At 46.5% G+C, this 16,422-nt stretch carries 17 protein-coding genes and 1 riboswitch; all 17 genes read left to right on the forward strand.

Going from position 1 to position 16,422, the window contains the following annotated elements; all coding sequences use genetic code 11:
- On the forward strand, positions 1–1,101 hold the full coding sequence (ychF, locus tag MHH63_RS25885; protein WP_036681604.1) for a redox-regulated ATPase YchF: 1,101 nt from the start codon (positions 1–3) through the stop codon (positions 1,099–1,101).
- Positions 1,102–1,334: 233 nt separating this feature from the next.
- Positions 1,335–2,411, forward strand: a complete 1,077-nt coding sequence (gene prfA / locus MHH63_RS25890) for a peptide chain release factor 1 (protein ID WP_036681601.1) — start codon at positions 1,335–1,337, stop codon at positions 2,409–2,411.
- The gene (gene prmC / locus MHH63_RS25895) at positions 2,401–3,366 is read left to right on the forward strand and encodes a peptide chain release factor N(5)-glutamine methyltransferase (protein ID WP_341172236.1); all 966 of its coding nucleotides are present in this window, start codon (positions 2,401–2,403) and stop codon (positions 3,364–3,366) included. The genes prfA and prmC overlap by 11 nt, the downstream gene beginning before the upstream one ends.
- 140 nt (positions 3,367–3,506) lie before the next feature.
- On the forward strand, positions 3,507–4,691 hold the full coding sequence (locus tag MHH63_RS25900) for an FtsW/RodA/SpoVE family cell cycle protein (RefSeq protein ID WP_341172237.1): 1,185 nt from the start codon (positions 3,507–3,509) through the stop codon (positions 4,689–4,691).
- A gap of 533 nt (positions 4,692–5,224) precedes the next feature.
- On the forward strand, positions 5,225–6,412 hold the full coding sequence (locus MHH63_RS25905; protein ID WP_076282409.1) for an FtsW/RodA/SpoVE family cell cycle protein: 1,188 nt from the start codon (positions 5,225–5,227) through the stop codon (positions 6,410–6,412).
- A gap of 98 nt (positions 6,413–6,510) precedes the next feature.
- Positions 6,511–7,254: a stage II sporulation protein R gene (gene spoIIR, locus MHH63_RS25910; protein ID WP_076099806.1), complete on the forward strand. Its 744-nt coding sequence runs from the start codon at positions 6,511–6,513 to the stop codon at positions 7,252–7,254.
- A 105-nt stretch (positions 7,255–7,359) separates the two neighbouring features.
- Positions 7,360–8,721 carry an L-threonylcarbamoyladenylate synthase gene (locus MHH63_RS25915; RefSeq protein WP_341172238.1) on the forward strand — a complete coding sequence of 454 codons (1,362 nt, stop codon included), beginning with the start codon at positions 7,360–7,362 and terminating at the stop codon, positions 8,719–8,721.
- A 104-nt stretch (positions 8,722–8,825) separates the two neighbouring features.
- A complete protein-coding gene (locus MHH63_RS25920; RefSeq protein WP_076309993.1) occupies positions 8,826–9,398 on the forward strand; it encodes a manganese efflux pump MntP in 573 nt (190 codons plus the stop codon).
- 45 nt (positions 9,399–9,443) lie between these two features.
- The gene (locus MHH63_RS25925) at positions 9,444–10,031 is read left to right on the forward strand and encodes a low molecular weight protein arginine phosphatase (protein WP_076219284.1); all 588 of its coding nucleotides are present in this window, start codon (positions 9,444–9,446) and stop codon (positions 10,029–10,031) included.
- 48 nt (positions 10,032–10,079) lie between these two features.
- Positions 10,080–10,162, forward strand: a riboswitch (ZMP/ZTP riboswitch).
- Positions 10,163–10,236: 74 nt separating this feature from the next.
- A complete protein-coding gene (locus MHH63_RS25930) occupies positions 10,237–10,821 on the forward strand; it encodes a TIGR01440 family protein (RefSeq protein ID WP_076099682.1) in 585 nt (194 codons plus the stop codon).
- 115 nt (positions 10,822–10,936) lie between these two features.
- Positions 10,937–12,184: a serine hydroxymethyltransferase gene (gene glyA / locus MHH63_RS25935; RefSeq protein WP_038573642.1), complete on the forward strand. Its 1,248-nt coding sequence runs from the start codon at positions 10,937–10,939 to the stop codon at positions 12,182–12,184.
- A 422-nt stretch (positions 12,185–12,606) separates the two neighbouring features.
- Positions 12,607–13,236 (forward strand): uracil phosphoribosyltransferase, encoded by a 630-nt coding sequence (gene upp / locus MHH63_RS25940; RefSeq protein WP_036681583.1) that lies wholly within the window; start codon positions 12,607–12,609, stop codon positions 13,234–13,236.
- Between the two features lie 58 nt (positions 13,237–13,294).
- Positions 13,295–14,455: a non-hydrolyzing UDP-N-acetylglucosamine 2-epimerase gene (gene wecB / locus MHH63_RS25945; RefSeq protein WP_076123932.1), complete on the forward strand. Its 1,161-nt coding sequence runs from the start codon at positions 13,295–13,297 to the stop codon at positions 14,453–14,455.
- A 178-nt stretch (positions 14,456–14,633) separates the two neighbouring features.
- Positions 14,634–14,867, forward strand: a complete 234-nt coding sequence (locus MHH63_RS25950) for an AtpZ/AtpI family protein (protein ID WP_036681579.1) — start codon at positions 14,634–14,636, stop codon at positions 14,865–14,867.
- Positions 14,860–15,237, forward strand: coding sequence for an ATP synthase subunit I (locus tag MHH63_RS25955; RefSeq protein WP_036681578.1), 378 nt, complete (start codon positions 14,860–14,862; stop codon positions 15,235–15,237). The genes MHH63_RS25950 and MHH63_RS25955 overlap by 8 nt, the downstream gene beginning before the upstream one ends.
- A 29-nt stretch (positions 15,238–15,266) precedes the next feature.
- Positions 15,267–16,034, forward strand: coding sequence for a F0F1 ATP synthase subunit A (gene atpB, locus MHH63_RS25960; RefSeq protein ID WP_036681575.1), 768 nt, complete (start codon positions 15,267–15,269; stop codon positions 16,032–16,034).
- 105 nt (positions 16,035–16,139) lie between these two features.
- On the forward strand, positions 16,140–16,352 hold the full coding sequence (atpE, locus tag MHH63_RS25965) for a F0F1 ATP synthase subunit C (protein WP_036681574.1): 213 nt from the start codon (positions 16,140–16,142) through the stop codon (positions 16,350–16,352).
- The last annotated feature ends 70 nt before the right edge of the window (positions 16,353–16,422 follow it).

Consider the following 16,422-nt stretch of genomic DNA (forward strand, 5'->3'; position numbering starts at 1 on the left):
ATGGCTTTGAAAGCTGGAATCGTCGGTCTTCCTAACGTAGGAAAATCCACATTGTTTAATGCGATAACGCAAGCGGGAGCAGAATCCGCTAACTACCCTTTTTGTACCATTGACCCTAACGTGGGTGTTGTTGAAGTTCCAGACGAACGTCTTGATAAACTGACTGAGCTGGTACAGCCGAACAAGACCGTACCTACTGCTTTTGAATTTGTTGATATTGCGGGTCTCGTGCGTGGTGCGAGTAAAGGAGAAGGACTAGGCAACAAGTTCCTGGCCCATATCCGTGAAGTAGATGCTATCGTGCATGTGGTTCGTTGTTTTGAAGATGAGAACGTTACCCACGTTGATGGAAAAGTAAATCCGATCAGCGACATCCAGACCATTAATCTGGAGCTGATTCTTGCTGATATTGAGAGCATTGAGAAGCGGATTGAGCGTTCCCGTAAGAATATCAAAGGCGGCGACAAGAAATACGCTCAAGAAGTTGAACTGCTAGAACGCGTCAAAGAAGTGCTCTACGAAGATAAACCTGCACGCAGTATAGAATTGTCTGATGACGAGAAGCTTATTATCCGCGATCTTCATCTGTTAACATTGAAGCCAGTGCTGTATGCGGCGAATGTAAGTGAAGATGAAGTGGCAAGTGCAGAGGACAATCCTTATGTACAGCAAGTTCGCGATTTTGCAGCTACTGAAGGTGCAGAAGTGGTTCCGATCAGTGCTAAGGTGGAAGCAGAAATTGCTGAGCTTGAAGGCGAAGATAAAGCTATGTTCCTGGAAGAGCTGGGACTGGAAGAATCCGGCCTTAACCGGTTGATTAAAGCGGCTTATAAACTGCTTGGCTTGTATACGTATTTCACAGCAGGCGTTCAGGAAGTTCGGGCGTGGACGATTCGCCGCGGCACCAAGGCACCTGGAGCTGCCGGTGTGATTCATACAGATTTCGAACGCGGATTTATCCGTGCTGAAGTAGTGGCTTACGCGGATCTTGTGGCAGCTGGTTCCATGAACGGTGCGAAGGAACGTGGTCAACTACGTCTTGAAGGTAAAGAATATTTGGTGCAAGACGGCGACGTAATGCATTTCCGTTTTAACGTTTAAGAAGGTTTAAGTGTACGAATGATAAAGGGGTCATCTCGAGCAGTGGGAGTTTCTATTGCTGGGATGATCCTTTTTAAAAATATAAGCTTTTTATTAAGGTATTGTGCGTACGGAACTGTAGCCATTTCACAATATCTTTGGTATAATATAAAGTCGTATATCTATTTTTATGACAGTACAAATTTGATGTTATATTTGCGAATTTGAAATTGAATCAGGAGAGGTGAATTCCCTTGTTGGACCGATTGCAATCCCTGGCGGACCGCTATGAGAAGCTCAGTGAACTGCTTTGTGATCCGGATGTTGCAAACGACAGTAAGAAACTGAGGGACTATTCCAAAGAACAATCAGACCTACAGCCCGCATTTGAGGCGTATACTGAATATAAGAGTGTAATGGAAGAGCTTGAGGCTGCTAAGCAGATGCAAGGCGAAAAGCTTGATGATGAGATGAAAGAAATGGTCAAGATGGAAATTGATGACCTTTCCAAACGTCAAGTGGAGCTGGAAGAGAGAATCCGCGTATTGCTGCTGCCTAAAGACCCGAATGATGATAAGAACGTAATCGTTGAAATTCGTGGTGCAGCGGGTGGAGATGAAGCAGCATTGTTCGCTTCAGACCTTTACCGGATGTACACTCGTTATGCTGATGCACAAGGATGGCGCGTTGAGTTAATGGATGTTAACGCGAGTGATCTTGGTGGATTCAAAGAGGTAATCTTCCTTATTAACGGCCGTGGTGCATACAGTAAGCTGAAATACGAAAGTGGTGCGCATCGCGTACAACGTATCCCAGCGACCGAATCCGGAGGTCGTATTCATACCTCTACTTCTACGGTGTCTGTGATGCCGGAAGCTGAGGCTTTTGAGATCGAGATCCATGATAAAGATATTCGCGTGGATACCTTCTGTTCAAGTGGTGCAGGCGGACAGTCTGTAAATACGACCAAGTCTGCAGTACGTGTAACCCATGTACCTACAGGCATCGTTGCTACCTGTCAGGACGGTAAGTCACAGAACTCCAATAAAGAAAAAGCGCTGCAAGTGCTTCGTGCCCGTATCTCCGATATGAAACGGCAGGAAGAAGAAGCGAAGTATGCTGGGGAACGGAAGAGCAAAGTAGGTACGGGTGACCGTAGTGAGCGCATTCGGACGTATAACTTCCCGCAGAGCCGGGTTACAGACCATCGTATTGGCCTGACACTGCACCGTTTGGAGCAGGTTATGAACGGAGAAATCACTGAAATTATCTCAGCCCTTTCAATCGCTGAACAAGCTGACTTGATGGATAATATGGATAATGGAGAATAATGCTTTGAACGATGGCGTATATGTCATGTCGGAAGTCAAAAGCATCCGGGAAGCCTTTGCGGAGGCTTCTTCTTTTTTGAGCCGGAGCGGCTGCAATGAACCGCAGCGCAGTGCACAATTGCTGCTGGAGCATGTGCTTGGAGTGTCTGGCGCAGCTTATTACATGGCGCTGGCAGATCCTTTTCCAGCTGCGGTTAAGGAAGCATTTGAGGCGGGAGTTACCCGCCGGGGCGCTGGTGAGCCGGTGCAGTATATCATCGGCGAGCAAGAATTCTACGGGCGGCCTTTTGAGGTGACGCCTGACGTGCTTATTCCGCGGCCGGAGACGGAGCTGCTTGTCGAGGCGATTTTACGTTACGGCGCGGAGCTTTGGCCGGACGGCGTCGTAACGCCGGGCGAAGCGGCGCTGGATAGCGCGGGCGGCGCGGGGGACGTGCGCGCCGCAAGACCGCTGGCCGCCGTCGATATCGGCGCCGGCAGCGGTGCGATCTCCGTCACGTTGGCGGCGGAAGCGCCGGCGTGGCGGGTCTGCGCCGGCGATATTTCGCCGGCGGCTCTGGCTGTGGCCGAGCGCAACGCTTTGCGCAATGGCACAGCTGTGGACTTTCGGCTCGGCGATCTGCTCGAGCCGTTCGCGGGGATGGAGACGGATATTCTCGTCTCCAACCCGCCATACATCCCCGGCGAGGATATCGCCGGGCTGCAGCGTGAGGTGCGCGACCATGAGCCGCGCACTGCGCTGGATGGCGGAGCGGACGGGCTGGACCCGTACCGCCGCATGATGGAGCAGCTGACGCTGCTCCCGGCACCGCCGCGCCTGATCGGCTTTGAGCTTGGCTTCGGTCAAGCTGAGCAAGTCGCTGCACTCCTTGCGGCAGCGGGCCATTGGACCGAGATTATCACCATTAATGATCTGGCTGGAATCCCGCGTCATGTGCTAGGCATAACGAGATAATATTACCTGCTATGCAGAGGGTTCATTTTGTCCGGAGTAGAGAAATTGTATTTTCAATCCGACTTCCTTTACAATAGAATTTAGCAGGATTTCTTAGGGGATCATAAAGAAAGCCCAGATATAGAGTAGGGAGGCAGAGCGTGCTTCAGAAGATTAAAAAGATTGATGGTGCTATTGTAGTCGTTCTGTTATTACTCATGGTGGTCAGCATCTTCGCCATATATAGCGTTACTCATGGAAGAGAGAAGCTGGACGGACATCATATTCGTATGATGATGTATTATGCTATTGGTTTTGTAGCCTTTATTGGAATGACCTTTTTGGATTACAGAATATTAGTGAAATATGCGATATATATTTATCTGTTTGGGATAGGGATGCTGGTGCTCGTCAGCTTTTTGGGCGAGACCAAAAATAATGCGCAAGGCTGGTTGACCCTGCCGGGGGGCCTGAGTCTGCAGCCTGCAGAGCTGTTCAAGCTGATATTAATTCTTTTTCTGGCAGCCATGCTTGTCCGCAAGAATAAGAGTAAGCTTCTGTTCTGGCGGGATGTTTTGCCGCTCGGCCTTCTGACCTTGTTTCCGTTCCTTATTGTCCTTACCCAAAATGACCTTGGGAATGCCTTGTCTTACGTTGTGATTCTTGCGGGTCTGTTGTGGATTGGCAATATTAAATACACGCATGCATTAATCGGGCTGGTCATCGTGGCTAGTTCTGCGATTGCGGGAATTATGAGTTATATCCATTATCATGATGAAATTAAAACCTTTCTTACGGATATTGGACGATCTCACTGGATTGAACGTTTTGATCCTTGGCTTGTTCCAGACAAGGCAACAGCCAAAGCCCTTTATCATACTAAAAACGCCAAGCTGGCGATTGCATCAGGTGGAATGAGTGGCGAAGGCTACATGAACGGCAGCTCCGTTCAGACGGATCGGGTGCCATATACGTATTCAGATTCTATCTTTGTGCAGATTGCCGAAGAATTTGGGTTTGTAGGTTCGGCGTTTGTGTTGCTGCTGTACTTTATTTTGATTCACCGGATGATTCTGATTGCGCTGGAGTCTAGGGATAGAGCTGGCCCTTTCCTGATTGTCGGTGTTGTCGCGATGATGTTGTATCAGATTTTTGAGAATATCGGCGCATTTATCGGCTTGATGCCATTGACTGGTATTACGTTACCTTTCATCAGCTTCGGGGGTACATCACTGCTCATTAATATGGCCAGCATCGGGCTGGTAATGAGTGTGCGCCTGCACGGGCAAGAAGTGGAAGAGGATTTTCCTAAACCTACTCCTTATGCAGCTGCCAAACAGGTGTAACCATGAAATAAAGTAGAACCGTCAGGTCCTTATTGTTTAATAGGGGTGCTGGCGGTTCTTTTTGATGGAGGACGGCTTCGTCGGATTGGTGTAATACGTAATACGGGCCGTTTCAGGTAAGCAAGCTGGAAGCAATTCGTATTTGTATTTGTATCGTATTCGTATTTGTATTTGTATCCTGACTCGGACTCAGATGCCCTTATACTCGAATATTAACTACGTATTGGATAGTATCGGACCGCAAAGACGTTATTTGATCAAAAAGACTGGATTTACTGCAAAATGGCAAGTAATAACGACTCTGGAGTCCGCAAAAGTTCCCGTGAAGCAATAAATCCATAAATAAAGTCTACGGAGTCCGTTAGGTTTGGATCATAGAGTAAAATCACGTCAGAGTATAATTTTAATAGAAAGATATTTTATAGATTGGCTACATAAATTTGGAATTATATTCACGAATGTTCTACAATAGAAAGGAACGACTTTCCCTGAGAGAGGAGAGTTGAAACCTTAACAGAGTAAGGGGCTTGCAGATGCTTCAAAAGTTCAAAAGGATTGATAAGGTAATTGTTACTGTTCTGATTTTGCTGATGGTGATTAGTATTTTTTCAATATACAGTGTAACCAATGGAAGAATAACGCCTCCGATGAAATTGGATGGATTTCATTTACAAATGCTTAAATACTATATTTTAGGTTTTGTAGTTTTTATTGTGCTCGCTTTTGTGGACTTTAAGATATTTGTTAAACATGCACTTTATATTTATCTCTTGGGCTTAGTCTTGTTAGTGTCGGTTAGTTTTATTGGTAAAGTAGAGAACGGTGCTCAATTGGGACTTGAGATTGGTGGACTTAGGTTTCAGCCTGCCGAGCTGTTTAAATTGGTATTAATTCTTTTTTTATCATCGATCTTAATTCGAAAACAAGGGTCTACCTTAACCTTCTGGAAAGGGATTGTTCCTCTCACCATTCTTACGTTCATTCCATTTGGTATAGTCATTATGCAAAATGATTTGGGAAATGCCCTTAGCTACATCGTAATATTGATTGGGCTTCTATGGATCGGGAATATCAAATTGTCGCATGCACTCATCGGTTTGCTTATAGTGGGTGGGATCGGCCTTGCTGGGATTTTGAGCTACATAAACTATCATGATGAGGCAGTCAATTTTTTTGAAGGCATTGGTAAGGATCATTTAGTGGAGCGGTTTGACCCTTGGCTGGTACCTGATTTAGCGACAGATAAGGCAAGCTATCACACGAAAAATGCCAAAATAGCTATAGCCTCCGGGGGAATGAGTGGAGAGGGATATATGCAGGGCAGCTCTGTGCAGAATAATCGTGTCCCATATACCTATTCGGATGCGATATTCGTGCAGATTGCCGAGGAGTTTGGATTTGTGGGGTCTGCGCTGCTGCTCTTGCTCTTTTTTATTTTGCTGCATCGGATGATATTGATTGCTCTCGAGAGTAAGGAGCGTAGCGGTCCATTTCTAATCATTGGAATTACGGCTATGCTGTTGTATCAAATTCTTGAGAATGTTGGAGCTTTTATCGGCCTGATGCCGTTGACAGGAATAACACTTCCGTTTATCAGTTATGGGGGCACGTCTCTTCTGATTAATATGGCCAGCATGGGGGTCGTGATGAGCGTGCATCTTTATGGGCAGGATGTAGAGGAAGATTTGCAGCTGCATAAGGAGCTGGCATTGAAGTTATAATTTTAATAGATTCATAGGTTTGCAGTCTCTTATCTCCGGGCATACTACTAGCATGAGAGTTAAGAGGAGAGGGGCTGCAACAAATGAACGATAATCATATGGATAAAAGAGATTCCTTACGTGTAACTTTTAAGTATACTGCCATTTTAATTTGTTTTTTTATGGTCCTCATGATGGCTTGGGAAGGTCAAAAAACCGATGCTGCAGTAGCTGAAGTATCTATTCCCCAAGAATCTATCCGGTTACGTATTCTAGCTAATTCTGACGGAGCGCAAGATCAGCTGGTGAAACGGCAAATTCGCGATAAAATTGTGGAGCAAATGAACCAGTGGGTATCCGCTCTTGAGGATCCACAGAGCTTGGAGCAGGCACGTGCTCTGATTAGAAATCATCTGCCGGAGCTTAACGCGTTGGTTGGATCAGAGCTGGAGAAACGGGGCATTGAATATTCCTATAAAGTGGAGCTGGGCGTAGTCCCTTTTCCAACCAAATTATACGGTGGCACCGTCTATCCTGCTGGGGAGTATGAAGCTGTTCGGGTCACACTTGGTGCGGGCAAGGGGCAAAATTGGTGGTGTGTACTGTTTCCTCCGCTTTGCTTTATCGATGCAGGCTCTGGAGATGCGGCAGCACCTGCTGCTGACAAAGGTACAAAAACAGTGTCCGCTGCTGGTGCGGATAACAGTGCTAAGGTGAAATCAGCAGCTGCAAAAACAGTGCAGGCTGATTCCTCGGCAGGAAGTGCTTCATCAGGAGAAACTGCTGCTGAGCCAGAGGTACGGTTCTTCGTCTGGGAGCTGCTGCAAAACCTTTGGAACTGGATCAGTGGATTATGGTCGTAAGACCCCAGATGTGTTACTATTTTATAAGCAGATCTATCACGGCTCCCTACAGGGGCCGTTTTTTTGCTAAGCTAAATTATATCTTCTAGAAAGCCTGTGATGAGAATGAATGAACACAATAATCCTTTATTCGCCGTTCAGCGGCGGAGTGGAAATAGAGATGAGACTGTATACTGGAAGTTGAATTCCGCTGAGGGAACGAACTCTGAGGTATTTCAGCCGAATGAAGCTGACAAGCTGGCGATAGCGGAGGCAGCAACAATGCTTCGTGAAGGCGGAACCGTGGCTTTTACAACCGAAACCGTCTACGGGCTAGGGGCGGATGCCCGAAATACGGCGGCAGTTGAGGCTGTTTTTGCGGCAAAAGGACGGCCCTCTGACAATCCGTTAATTGTGCATATTGCGGATACGGCAGCTTTGGACGAGCTTGTTGTAGAGGTGCATCCTAAGGCGGCCGCGCTGATGGCAGCTTATTGGCCTGGTCCGCTGACAGTTGTGCTTCCTGTTCGTGAAGGTGTACTGTCGCCCTGTGTGACGGCGGGTTTGGATACGGTTGGTGTGCGGATGCCGGATCATCCGGTAGCTCTAGCACTGATAAGTGCCGCAGGTTGTCCAGTTGCGGCGCCCAGTGCTAATCGTTCGGGTCGCCCGAGCCCGACATTAGCTTCGCATGTGATGGAAGATTTGGCTGGATACATTGATGGCGTCCTTGATGGTGGTGCTGCTGGAGTTGGACTAGAGTCAACAGTCGTGCAGGTACAGCCTGACGGAAAAGTTGCTGTGCTGCGCCCCGGCGGGATTACTTCGGAACAATTGGCTGCAGTGGTGGGAGCAGAGGCAGTAAGCTCAGAGCCCGGTAAAGCTGAGGCAACTGTTTCAGCAACCGCAGCCGCTACTGTCTTGGCTGATTCGGGGACGACAAACTCTGTTGTTGATTTCAGTACTGCTGAGCCAATCACAGCTAAAGCAACTACCGCGCAATCTTCAGCGGATTGCCTGAATGTTAACAATCGTGAGCCTTTCGAAAGGGCTTCCGCATCTATTGAGCAGCATGGTGCGGATGCTGCTGGCGATATTTCGGCGCCGCGCGCGCCGGGCATGAAGTACACGCACTACGCACCGCGCGGCTGGCTTGGTGTAGTGCGCGGCTCTTCCCCGCAGCGCGTGGCGGATGAAGCCGCAAGTCAACTTCAGGCGGCGCAGCTAAACGGCGAGGTCACGGGCTTGCTCCTCTTCGAGGAGCATAAGGCCCTTTATCCCGCCGACCCTGCCGCCTGTGTTCTTTCCCTCGGCTCGTTATCCTCGCCGGAGGAAGGGGCTCGCTCCCTATATGCCGCCTTGCGGCGCTTCGATGAAGCGGGAGCGACTTACATCTTAGCCGAGGCTTGCCCGTATACCGGCCTCGGCGCTGCAATCATGAACCGGCTTATGAAAGCCGCCGGCGGATCTGTCATCGACGCCGGATAACCACGGCATTGCTTTTTCGTATATGACTCCCATATGAAGTCATGAATACCCCCTTGTCCGCATATCGTTGTTGTACAAGATATTTCGGACTTGGGGGGTTAAGCATGGGCTTAGGAGATGTATATACCGAATGGGGGCAGATTGTTACCATTACTATAATGGCGGTTGCATTAGGGATGGATGCCTTTTCGCTCGGTGTAGGGATCGGGATGAAAGGTATTCGTCTGCTGCATGTTCTGCAAATGAGTCTGCTCATTGCTGTTTTTCATATGCTGATGCCTCTCCTGGGTTTATTGACAGGAAGTTATGTCGGACACCTGTTAGGTCAAGTAACGACTTATGCTGCTGGAGGTCTTCTAGTTCTTTTGGGCGGGCATATGGTGTACAACTCCTTTCGTCCGGATACAGGAAGCTCACGAGCTATGGATCATCGAACCTTGTGGGGAATGATACTTCTTTCGCTCAGTGTCAGTATTGACTCTTTCTCCGTGGGTGTATCACTGGGGATGTTTGTGAATGGAGTACTTTTGACCATCTTAGCCTTCGGTGCTTGCGGGGGAATAATGTCGATTCTAGGGTTGCTAATTGGACGGCATGTCAGTCGTGGTCTCGGGGATTATGGAGAAGCGCTAGGCGGTGCAATACTTCTGGGGTTTGGCTTGCTATTCATCTTTTGATACAATAACGGCATTAGAATATTTAATTTCATGGGGGTGCAAAACATGCTGCATATTTTATTCGTCTGCACCGGGAATACATGCCGAAGTCCTATGGCTGAGGGGCTTTTACGAAAGCTCGCGAAGGAACGTGGAATCGACCTGGAAGTGCGGTCTGCAGGTGTATCCGCCATTTCCGGTACTTCTATATCAAGACATGCTGCAGCTATACTGCAGGAAGAAGGAATTCATGATTCAATGGAGTCGTCACAATTGACAGGTCAAGCTGTCGCTTGGGCCGACCTTGTGCTGACCTTGACGGGTGGGCATAAGCAGCATTTGCTGCAGTATTTTCCGGATGCTGTAACGAAAACCTATACATTGAAGGAATACGTGCATGATGAAGAGTCGGTGACGGAAGATATCAAGGAATTGGACAGCCTCTACGCAGATGCGGAGTTGAGCTTAGCTCTTGGTGGTGAACCGAATGCAACGGATCTGCAGCGGATGATTGAGATTCGCCAGCGTATTCCGAGCTTCGATATTTCTGATCCATTTGGTGGCACGCGTGAGGACTATGAGCTAACTGCTGCTGAGATTCGCACTGCGCTATTCAGTTTGCTGGATAAGCTGGAAACCTTCCGCCATTTGTAAATGGTTGATTTTCAGTTCACTTTGCTTTAAGATGAAGTTACAAATAATCGGTTCCGATGTAACTGGCGACAAATGTGGATCAAACCACGATGGAGCATCGGAATAAACGGCCGGTCGCCTGGGCAAAAGAGCAAATCCGCAGCTACCTGCGGACTGCTCTTTTTTGTTTAAAATAAGCTTGTTTGAAGTTTGAGGAGGTAGAGTGATGGACGAAGTTGTGGAGCTATCATTAACTGAAGCCACCGTCACTGTGTTAAGGGAGTTGGCGGAGGCTGGTAACCTTGGGTCAGGCAAAATTGTTGTCGTCGGAGTGAGCACAAGTGAGGTTGCTGGTGTCCGGATTGGAACTGGTGGTGCACTTGAAGTTGCAGAACAACTGCTTGAAGGTGTTCGTTTAGTAGCAGCGGAAAAAGGATTTCATCCGGTGTATCAGTGCTGCGAGCATTTAAATCGTGCACTTGTCATGGAACGCTCTCTGCTAGAGTCACTTGGTCTGAAGGAAGTATCAGCTGTACCTATACGAGGTGCTGGAGGTTCGATGGCTACGGCTGCTTATCACGCTATGAAAGATCCTGTTTTGGCGGAAACGATAGAAGCTCATGCTGGTTTAGATATTGGCGAGACACTGATAGGAATGCATTTACGGCGGGTAGCCGTTCCTTTCCGTCCGACTCTACGATACATTGGAGCAGCCAGAGTGAATGCGGCATGGACCAGACCCCCACTAATTGGCGGGGAACGTGCGGTATATCGTGCTCCAGAACAAAGTGGTTCACAGTTTTGTGATTAACGAACTTTAGTTTTTATATTTTTTGCAGAAACGTAGACCTAAGTCTCTTTATGGCGGGCAAATCGTTTCTACTTAAATACAACATATCTACACACACTAGGGAGGAAATAAGAACATGGAACAATTGCGTAAGAGTGACCCGGCAGTACTGGAAGCGATGGAACTGGAACTGAAACGTCAGCGTGCCAACATTGAGCTTATTGCCTCAGAGAATATCGTTAGCGAAGCCGTAATGGAAGCTATGGGCTCCGTGCTTACGAACAAATATGCAGAAGGTTATCCAGGCAAACGTTATTATGGTGGCTGTGAAGATGTAGATATCGTTGAGAACCTTGCTCGTGATCGTGCAAAAGAATTGTTTGGCGCGGATCATGTCAACGTACAACCACATTCCGGCGCTCAAGCAAATATGGCAGTTTATCTGGCTGCACTTAAGCCTGGCGACACCGTTCTTGGAATGAATTTGGCGCACGGTGGTCATTTGACACATGGTAGCCCAGTTAATGCTTCTGGATTGCTTTATAACTTCGTTGCTTATGGAGTACAAGAAGATACTTTCCTAATTGATTATGATGAAGTACGTAAAGCAGCCTTCAAGCACCGTCCAAAAATGATTGTGGCTGGTGCTAGTGCCTATCCGCGTATTATTGATTTCGAAAAACTTGGCGCTATCGCCAATGATGTGGGTGCGCTATTTATGGTAGATATGGCCCATATCGCAGGATTGGTTGCTGCTGGTCTTCATCCGAGCCCGGTTCCTCATGCTCATTTCGTTACAACTACTACGCATAAGACTTTGCGCGGTCCCCGCGGAGGTATGATTATGTGCAGACAGCCATGGGCAGCTGCTATTGATAAAGCGGTATTCCCTGGTTCCCAAGGTGGACCTCTGATGCATGTAATTGCTTCAAAAGCAGTCGCATTTGGTGAAGCATTGCAGCCATCCTTTAAGACTTATGCTCAAAATGTAGTGAAGAACGCTAATGTTCTTGCAGAAACGTTGATCAGCGAAGGGGTTAACATTGTATCCGGAGGTACAGATAACCACTTGATGCTGCTGGATACCCGTAATCTGAACATTACCGGAAAAGATGCGGAAAAAGTACTAGATTCCATCGGGATTACTGTGAATAAAAACGCAATTCCATTTGATCCTACAAGTCCTTTCGTAACAAGTGGTATTCGTATTGGTACACCTGCAGTCACATCCCGTGGTATGGACGAGCAGGCGATGGTCACTATTGGACGTATCATTGCTAATGTTCTAAAGAATCCGAAGGATGAGGCAAACTTGGCAGAATCTGCCCGTCAAGTGGCTGAGTTGACTGACCAATACCCTCTTTATCCAGAATTGAAATACTAAATCTTTGCTTCTAATAAGAAATGATTCTGCCTCCATCCATACCCTCTTCCGGGTTTGATGGAGGCTTTTTTGTTGCATATTGTTCACAAATATTACAGTAGGTATTAGATGAAATTGAATGAAATTAATCATGAAAGTTCATGGAACTTTCAATAAAATTAGTGAAAATAATGTGAATAGTATGAAAAAGCCAAAGTTGCACAACATAATCTAGGTTTTATAAGTGATTGGTTTCCTAATTAAGCCAATCATTACCTTTAAAAACAAGGAAATACAAAGGAATATGTTCAATGTGAGTTCAAGTACCATTCTGAGGTGAAATGCAGCGGCGGGAGTGCTATAATAGACAGGATTTAGCCACTGAGAAGCAAAGCGCTTTCTAGGGCTATAGACAAGACTTACAATTACCGGAGGGACAGTAAATGGGAAAATTGGTGATTTGCGATCATCCTTTAATTCAACACAAACTAACATTTATTCGCGACGTTAGAACAAACACGAAGGATTTCAGAGAACATGTTGACGAAGTTGCCACATTGATGGCTTATGAGATTACACGTGATATTCCACTAGAGACCATTACGGTACAAACACCGGTCACTGAGACGGAAAGCAAAGTGATTTCGGGAAGAATGCTGGGGCTTATTCCTATTCTTCGTGCGGGTTTAGGTATGCTTGAAGGTGTACTGAAGCTTCTACCTGCGGCTAAAGTAGGACATGTAGGGCTTTTCCGTGATCCAGACACTCTTCAACCAGTGGAGTATTATATCAAGCTTCCAACTGATGTACAGGAACGTGAGTTGATAGTAATTGACCCGATGCTTGCTACAGGCGGATCCGCAATTGCTGCGATTACCTCACTGAAGAATCGTGGTTGTACACAGATCAAAATGATGAACTTGATTGCAGCGCCAGAAGGTGTTGCTGCAGTTCAGGAAGCTCATCCGGATGTTGATATTTATGTTGCAGCGCTTGATGATCATTTGAATGAACATGGTTACATCGTGCCAGGTCTTGGTGATGCTGGTGACCGTCTTTATGGAACCAAGTAATAAGTAATTAAGTATTAAGTATAGTAATGCGAGAATATTTGATGAGAGGGTAGGGGTTATGTCCAAAATCAAAGTAATGACTATTTTCGGAGTGCGCCCCGAGGCGATCAAGATGGCTCCTCTGGTTCTTGAACTGAAGAAGCATCCTGAGCATATCGAATCAATAGTATGTGTAACAGCACAGCATAGAGAACTGCTCGATCAAGTGTTGGAAGTGTTTAATATCACCCCTGATTACGATTTGGACGTGATGAAGGACCGTCAGACCTTGAATGAGATTACTATTCGTGTGCTTGAAGGTTTGGAACCTGTACTGAAAGAAGTTAAACCTGACCTCGTGCTGGTGCATGGGGACACCTTAACAACGTTTTTAGCTAGTTACGCTTCCTTCCTGCAGCAAATTCAGGTTGGGCACGTAGAAGCAGGACTTAGGACATGGAACAAATTGTCTCCGTATCCTGAAGAAATGAACCGTCAACTCACAGGTGTGTTAGCTGATCTGCATTTCGCTCCAACCGATTTGTCAGCTAACAATCTGAGACACGAGAACAAAAAAGAATCAAGTATTTATATCACAGGCAACACCGTAACTGATGTGTTTCAATATACCGTACAGCCGGATTACCGGCATCCTGTTTTGGATTTTGCTTCAGGAAAAAGACTTATTTTGATGACCGCTCACCGCAGAGAATCTCAAGGTGAACCGCATCGTAATATCTTCCGAGCTATTAAAAGAATCGCTGATGAATTCGAAGATGTCGCCATTGTTTACCCTGTGCATCCGAGTCCTGCCGTTAAGGAACCTGCGCATGAGATACTGGGAGGACATCCAAGAATTAAGCTGATTGATCCGCTGGATGTCGTGGACCTGCATAATTTTTATCCGCATACCCACTTGATATTGACCGATTCCGGCGGTCTGCAAGAGGAAGCTCCTTCTTATGGAGTGCCTGTTCTTGTGCTTCGTGATACAACGGAGCGTCCCGAAGGGATAGAGGCTGGAACACTGGAACTTGTGGGCACGGACGAGGAGAAGGTGTATCAACGGACACATGCTCTTTTGACTGATAATGAGCTCTATCAGTCGATGAGTCGGGCCGCCAACCCGTATGGAGATGGCAAGGCTTCCCAACGGATTGTCAATGCGATTTTGCACCATTTTGGTGTTAATAAGGAACGTCCTGAAGAGTTTCACAGAATGTTCACAAAAAATAAATAATTTCAATTAAACTAATATCTGATCTGATTAAAATCAACATACAGTGAAACTGTACGGTTTATATGGTTTTGGAACGTTTTGCTGTGATTATTTTCATGTTTTCAAGGGTTTTTAGGCAATGTTCAATGAATTGACAAAGACTCAGGAAATTCAGTAAAATTAGTTGGGATTGTAGCCCATGAAAGAACAAAATAGCAAGGACAGCTTGTTACAGACCGCGCTTGTCATTGGAAGTGCAGGCACTTTGCTTGCCGCTTACATTCTTATTGGTTTTTTTGCGGCAAGATGGCTGAAAGACCTGATGGAGGGGCCGAAATATTGGCTCGCCATTGGCACTATAACTGGAATGATTCTGGGAATTGTGAATGTCGCCTTGTTAATTAAAAAATTTTTGGGGGAGCAGAATGGATAATATGACTCCCATGATCAATACCGTCACTAGAGTTACGCTCGTCCTTATGGCAGGACTCTTAATGGGCTGGGTGCTTCATCATGAGACCCGGGCAATTACACTGGGCATGACTCTGGGTCTGGTGGCGGGATTGGTAAACTTTCGTTATCTGGCCGTCAAGGTTCGACGGGTTACGCAGTCGATTGCGAGCAACGAAGGGAATGCCTTCAGCCTCGGTTTTGTTACACGGATTAGCTTCGCAATTTTGGTCACCATGTTCTCGGTCAAGATTGAGCATTTCTCCCTGGTAGCAACTGTTTCGGGCGTATTCATTCCTCAGCTTCTCGCCATTCCTGCGGGGATATATCTGAGTGTGAAGAATAAGCTTTAACCAGATTAAAGAGAAAGGGGGATGATACTATGCATGACATGCCGAAAATATTTGTCGGGGGAATACCGATAGATTTATCCGCCGTGTTGATGCTTCTGATCAGTTGTACAGTGGTGTTTGTTCTGGTTATGCTTTCGGTTCGTAAGCTTTCCGTTGAAAATCCATCCAAGCTTCAGAACTTCATGGAATGGGTTGTGGAATTTGTAGAGGGTGTCATAAGCAGTGCCATGGATCTGAAGAAAGGAAAACCTTACATATCTTTAGGGTTGACATTGATTCTGTTTATCTTTGTTTCCAATCTACTTGGATTGCCTTTCTCCGTTGTAACTGAGGCGCATGGACCTGTAACAGTGTTTGGCCACGTGATTGAAGCAACTAAGAACTTGGCGAATGGTGAGCATGCAGAAATTTTATGGTACAAGTCGCCAACTGCTGACATTAACGTCACTGCAGGACTGGCAATCATAGTATTTGTACTGATGAACTTTCTGGGCATTAAGCTCAACGGCAAACATTATTTCAAACACTACATCGAGCCGTTTCCAATCTTTTTGCCACTGAACATTATCGAAAACCTGGCAAAACCTGTAGCGTTGGCTATTCGTCTATTCGCTAACATTTTCGCCGGAGAAGTACTGATTACAGTCATTTTGAAGCTGGGGATTCTCAGTATTCCGTTCCTGGCTGTATGGCAGGGCTTCAGTATTTTCGTCGGGGCACTACAAGCGTTTATCTTTACAATTCTGACGATGGTTTATATCGCACAGATGACGATTCACGAAGAAGAAGCACATTAATGAACTGCTGCGAAGAGAACGGCTATCGTCTGATTTTCCTTCGTGGGAGATATCTTATATCATTAAACACAAATATGAACCGAAATTAAAGGAGGATATTTACAAATGGAATTTTTAGCAGCAGCAATAGCGGTTGGATTGGGTGCACTTGGCGCAGGTCTTGGTAACGGTATGATCGTTAGTAGAACAGTTGAGTCCATCGCTCGTCAACCAGAAGCGAAAAATGCTTTGCAAACAACAATGTTTATTGGTGTAGGTATCGTCGAAGTTATTCCGTTGGCAGCAACAGTTATCGCATTCCTGATTATGTTTACTTAATAAACCGTAGTTACGGTTTGGCGGGGACGGCCGATGCCATCCGCGCCTTACTTTTGTATACGTCCGCATG

The organism is Paenibacillus sp. FSL H3-0310, from assembly GCF_038002785.1.
GTDB lineage: Bacteria > Bacillota > Bacilli > Paenibacillales > Paenibacillaceae > Paenibacillus_AQ > Paenibacillus_AQ odorifer.

Bases quoted from the DNA above. Each gene is read 5' to 3' on its own strand.
- ychF (WP_036681604.1), top strand. From the start codon at position 1: ATGGCTTTGAAAGCTGGAATCGTCGGTCTTCCTAACGTAGGAAAATCC.
- prmC (WP_341172236.1), top strand. From the start codon at position 2,401: ATGGAGAATAATGCTTTGAACGATGGCGTATATGTCATGTCGGAAGTC.
- MHH63_RS25905 (WP_076282409.1), top strand. From the start codon at position 5,225: ATGCTTCAAAAGTTCAAAAGGATTGATAAGGTAATTGTTACTGTTCTG.
- spoIIR (WP_076099806.1), top strand. From the start codon at position 6,511: ATGGATAAAAGAGATTCCTTACGTGTAACTTTTAAGTATACTGCCATT.
- MHH63_RS25915 (WP_341172238.1), top strand. From the start codon at position 7,360: ATGAATGAACACAATAATCCTTTATTCGCCGTTCAGCGGCGGAGTGGA.
- MHH63_RS25920 (WP_076309993.1), top strand. From the start codon at position 8,826: ATGGGCTTAGGAGATGTATATACCGAATGGGGGCAGATTGTTACCATT.
- MHH63_RS25925 (WP_076219284.1), top strand. From the start codon at position 9,444: ATGCTGCATATTTTATTCGTCTGCACCGGGAATACATGCCGAAGTCCT.
- MHH63_RS25930 (WP_076099682.1), top strand. From the start codon at position 10,237: ATGGACGAAGTTGTGGAGCTATCATTAACTGAAGCCACCGTCACTGTG.
- glyA (WP_038573642.1), top strand. From the start codon at position 10,937: ATGGAACAATTGCGTAAGAGTGACCCGGCAGTACTGGAAGCGATGGAA.
- upp (WP_036681583.1), top strand. From the start codon at position 12,607: ATGGGAAAATTGGTGATTTGCGATCATCCTTTAATTCAACACAAACTA.
- wecB (WP_076123932.1), top strand. From the start codon at position 13,295: ATGTCCAAAATCAAAGTAATGACTATTTTCGGAGTGCGCCCCGAGGCG.
- MHH63_RS25950 (WP_036681579.1), top strand. From the start codon at position 14,634: ATGAAAGAACAAAATAGCAAGGACAGCTTGTTACAGACCGCGCTTGTC.
- MHH63_RS25955 (WP_036681578.1), top strand. From the start codon at position 14,860: ATGGATAATATGACTCCCATGATCAATACCGTCACTAGAGTTACGCTC.
- atpB (WP_036681575.1), top strand. From the start codon at position 15,267: ATGCATGACATGCCGAAAATATTTGTCGGGGGAATACCGATAGATTTA.
- atpE (WP_036681574.1), top strand. From the start codon at position 16,140: ATGGAATTTTTAGCAGCAGCAATAGCGGTTGGATTGGGTGCACTTGGC.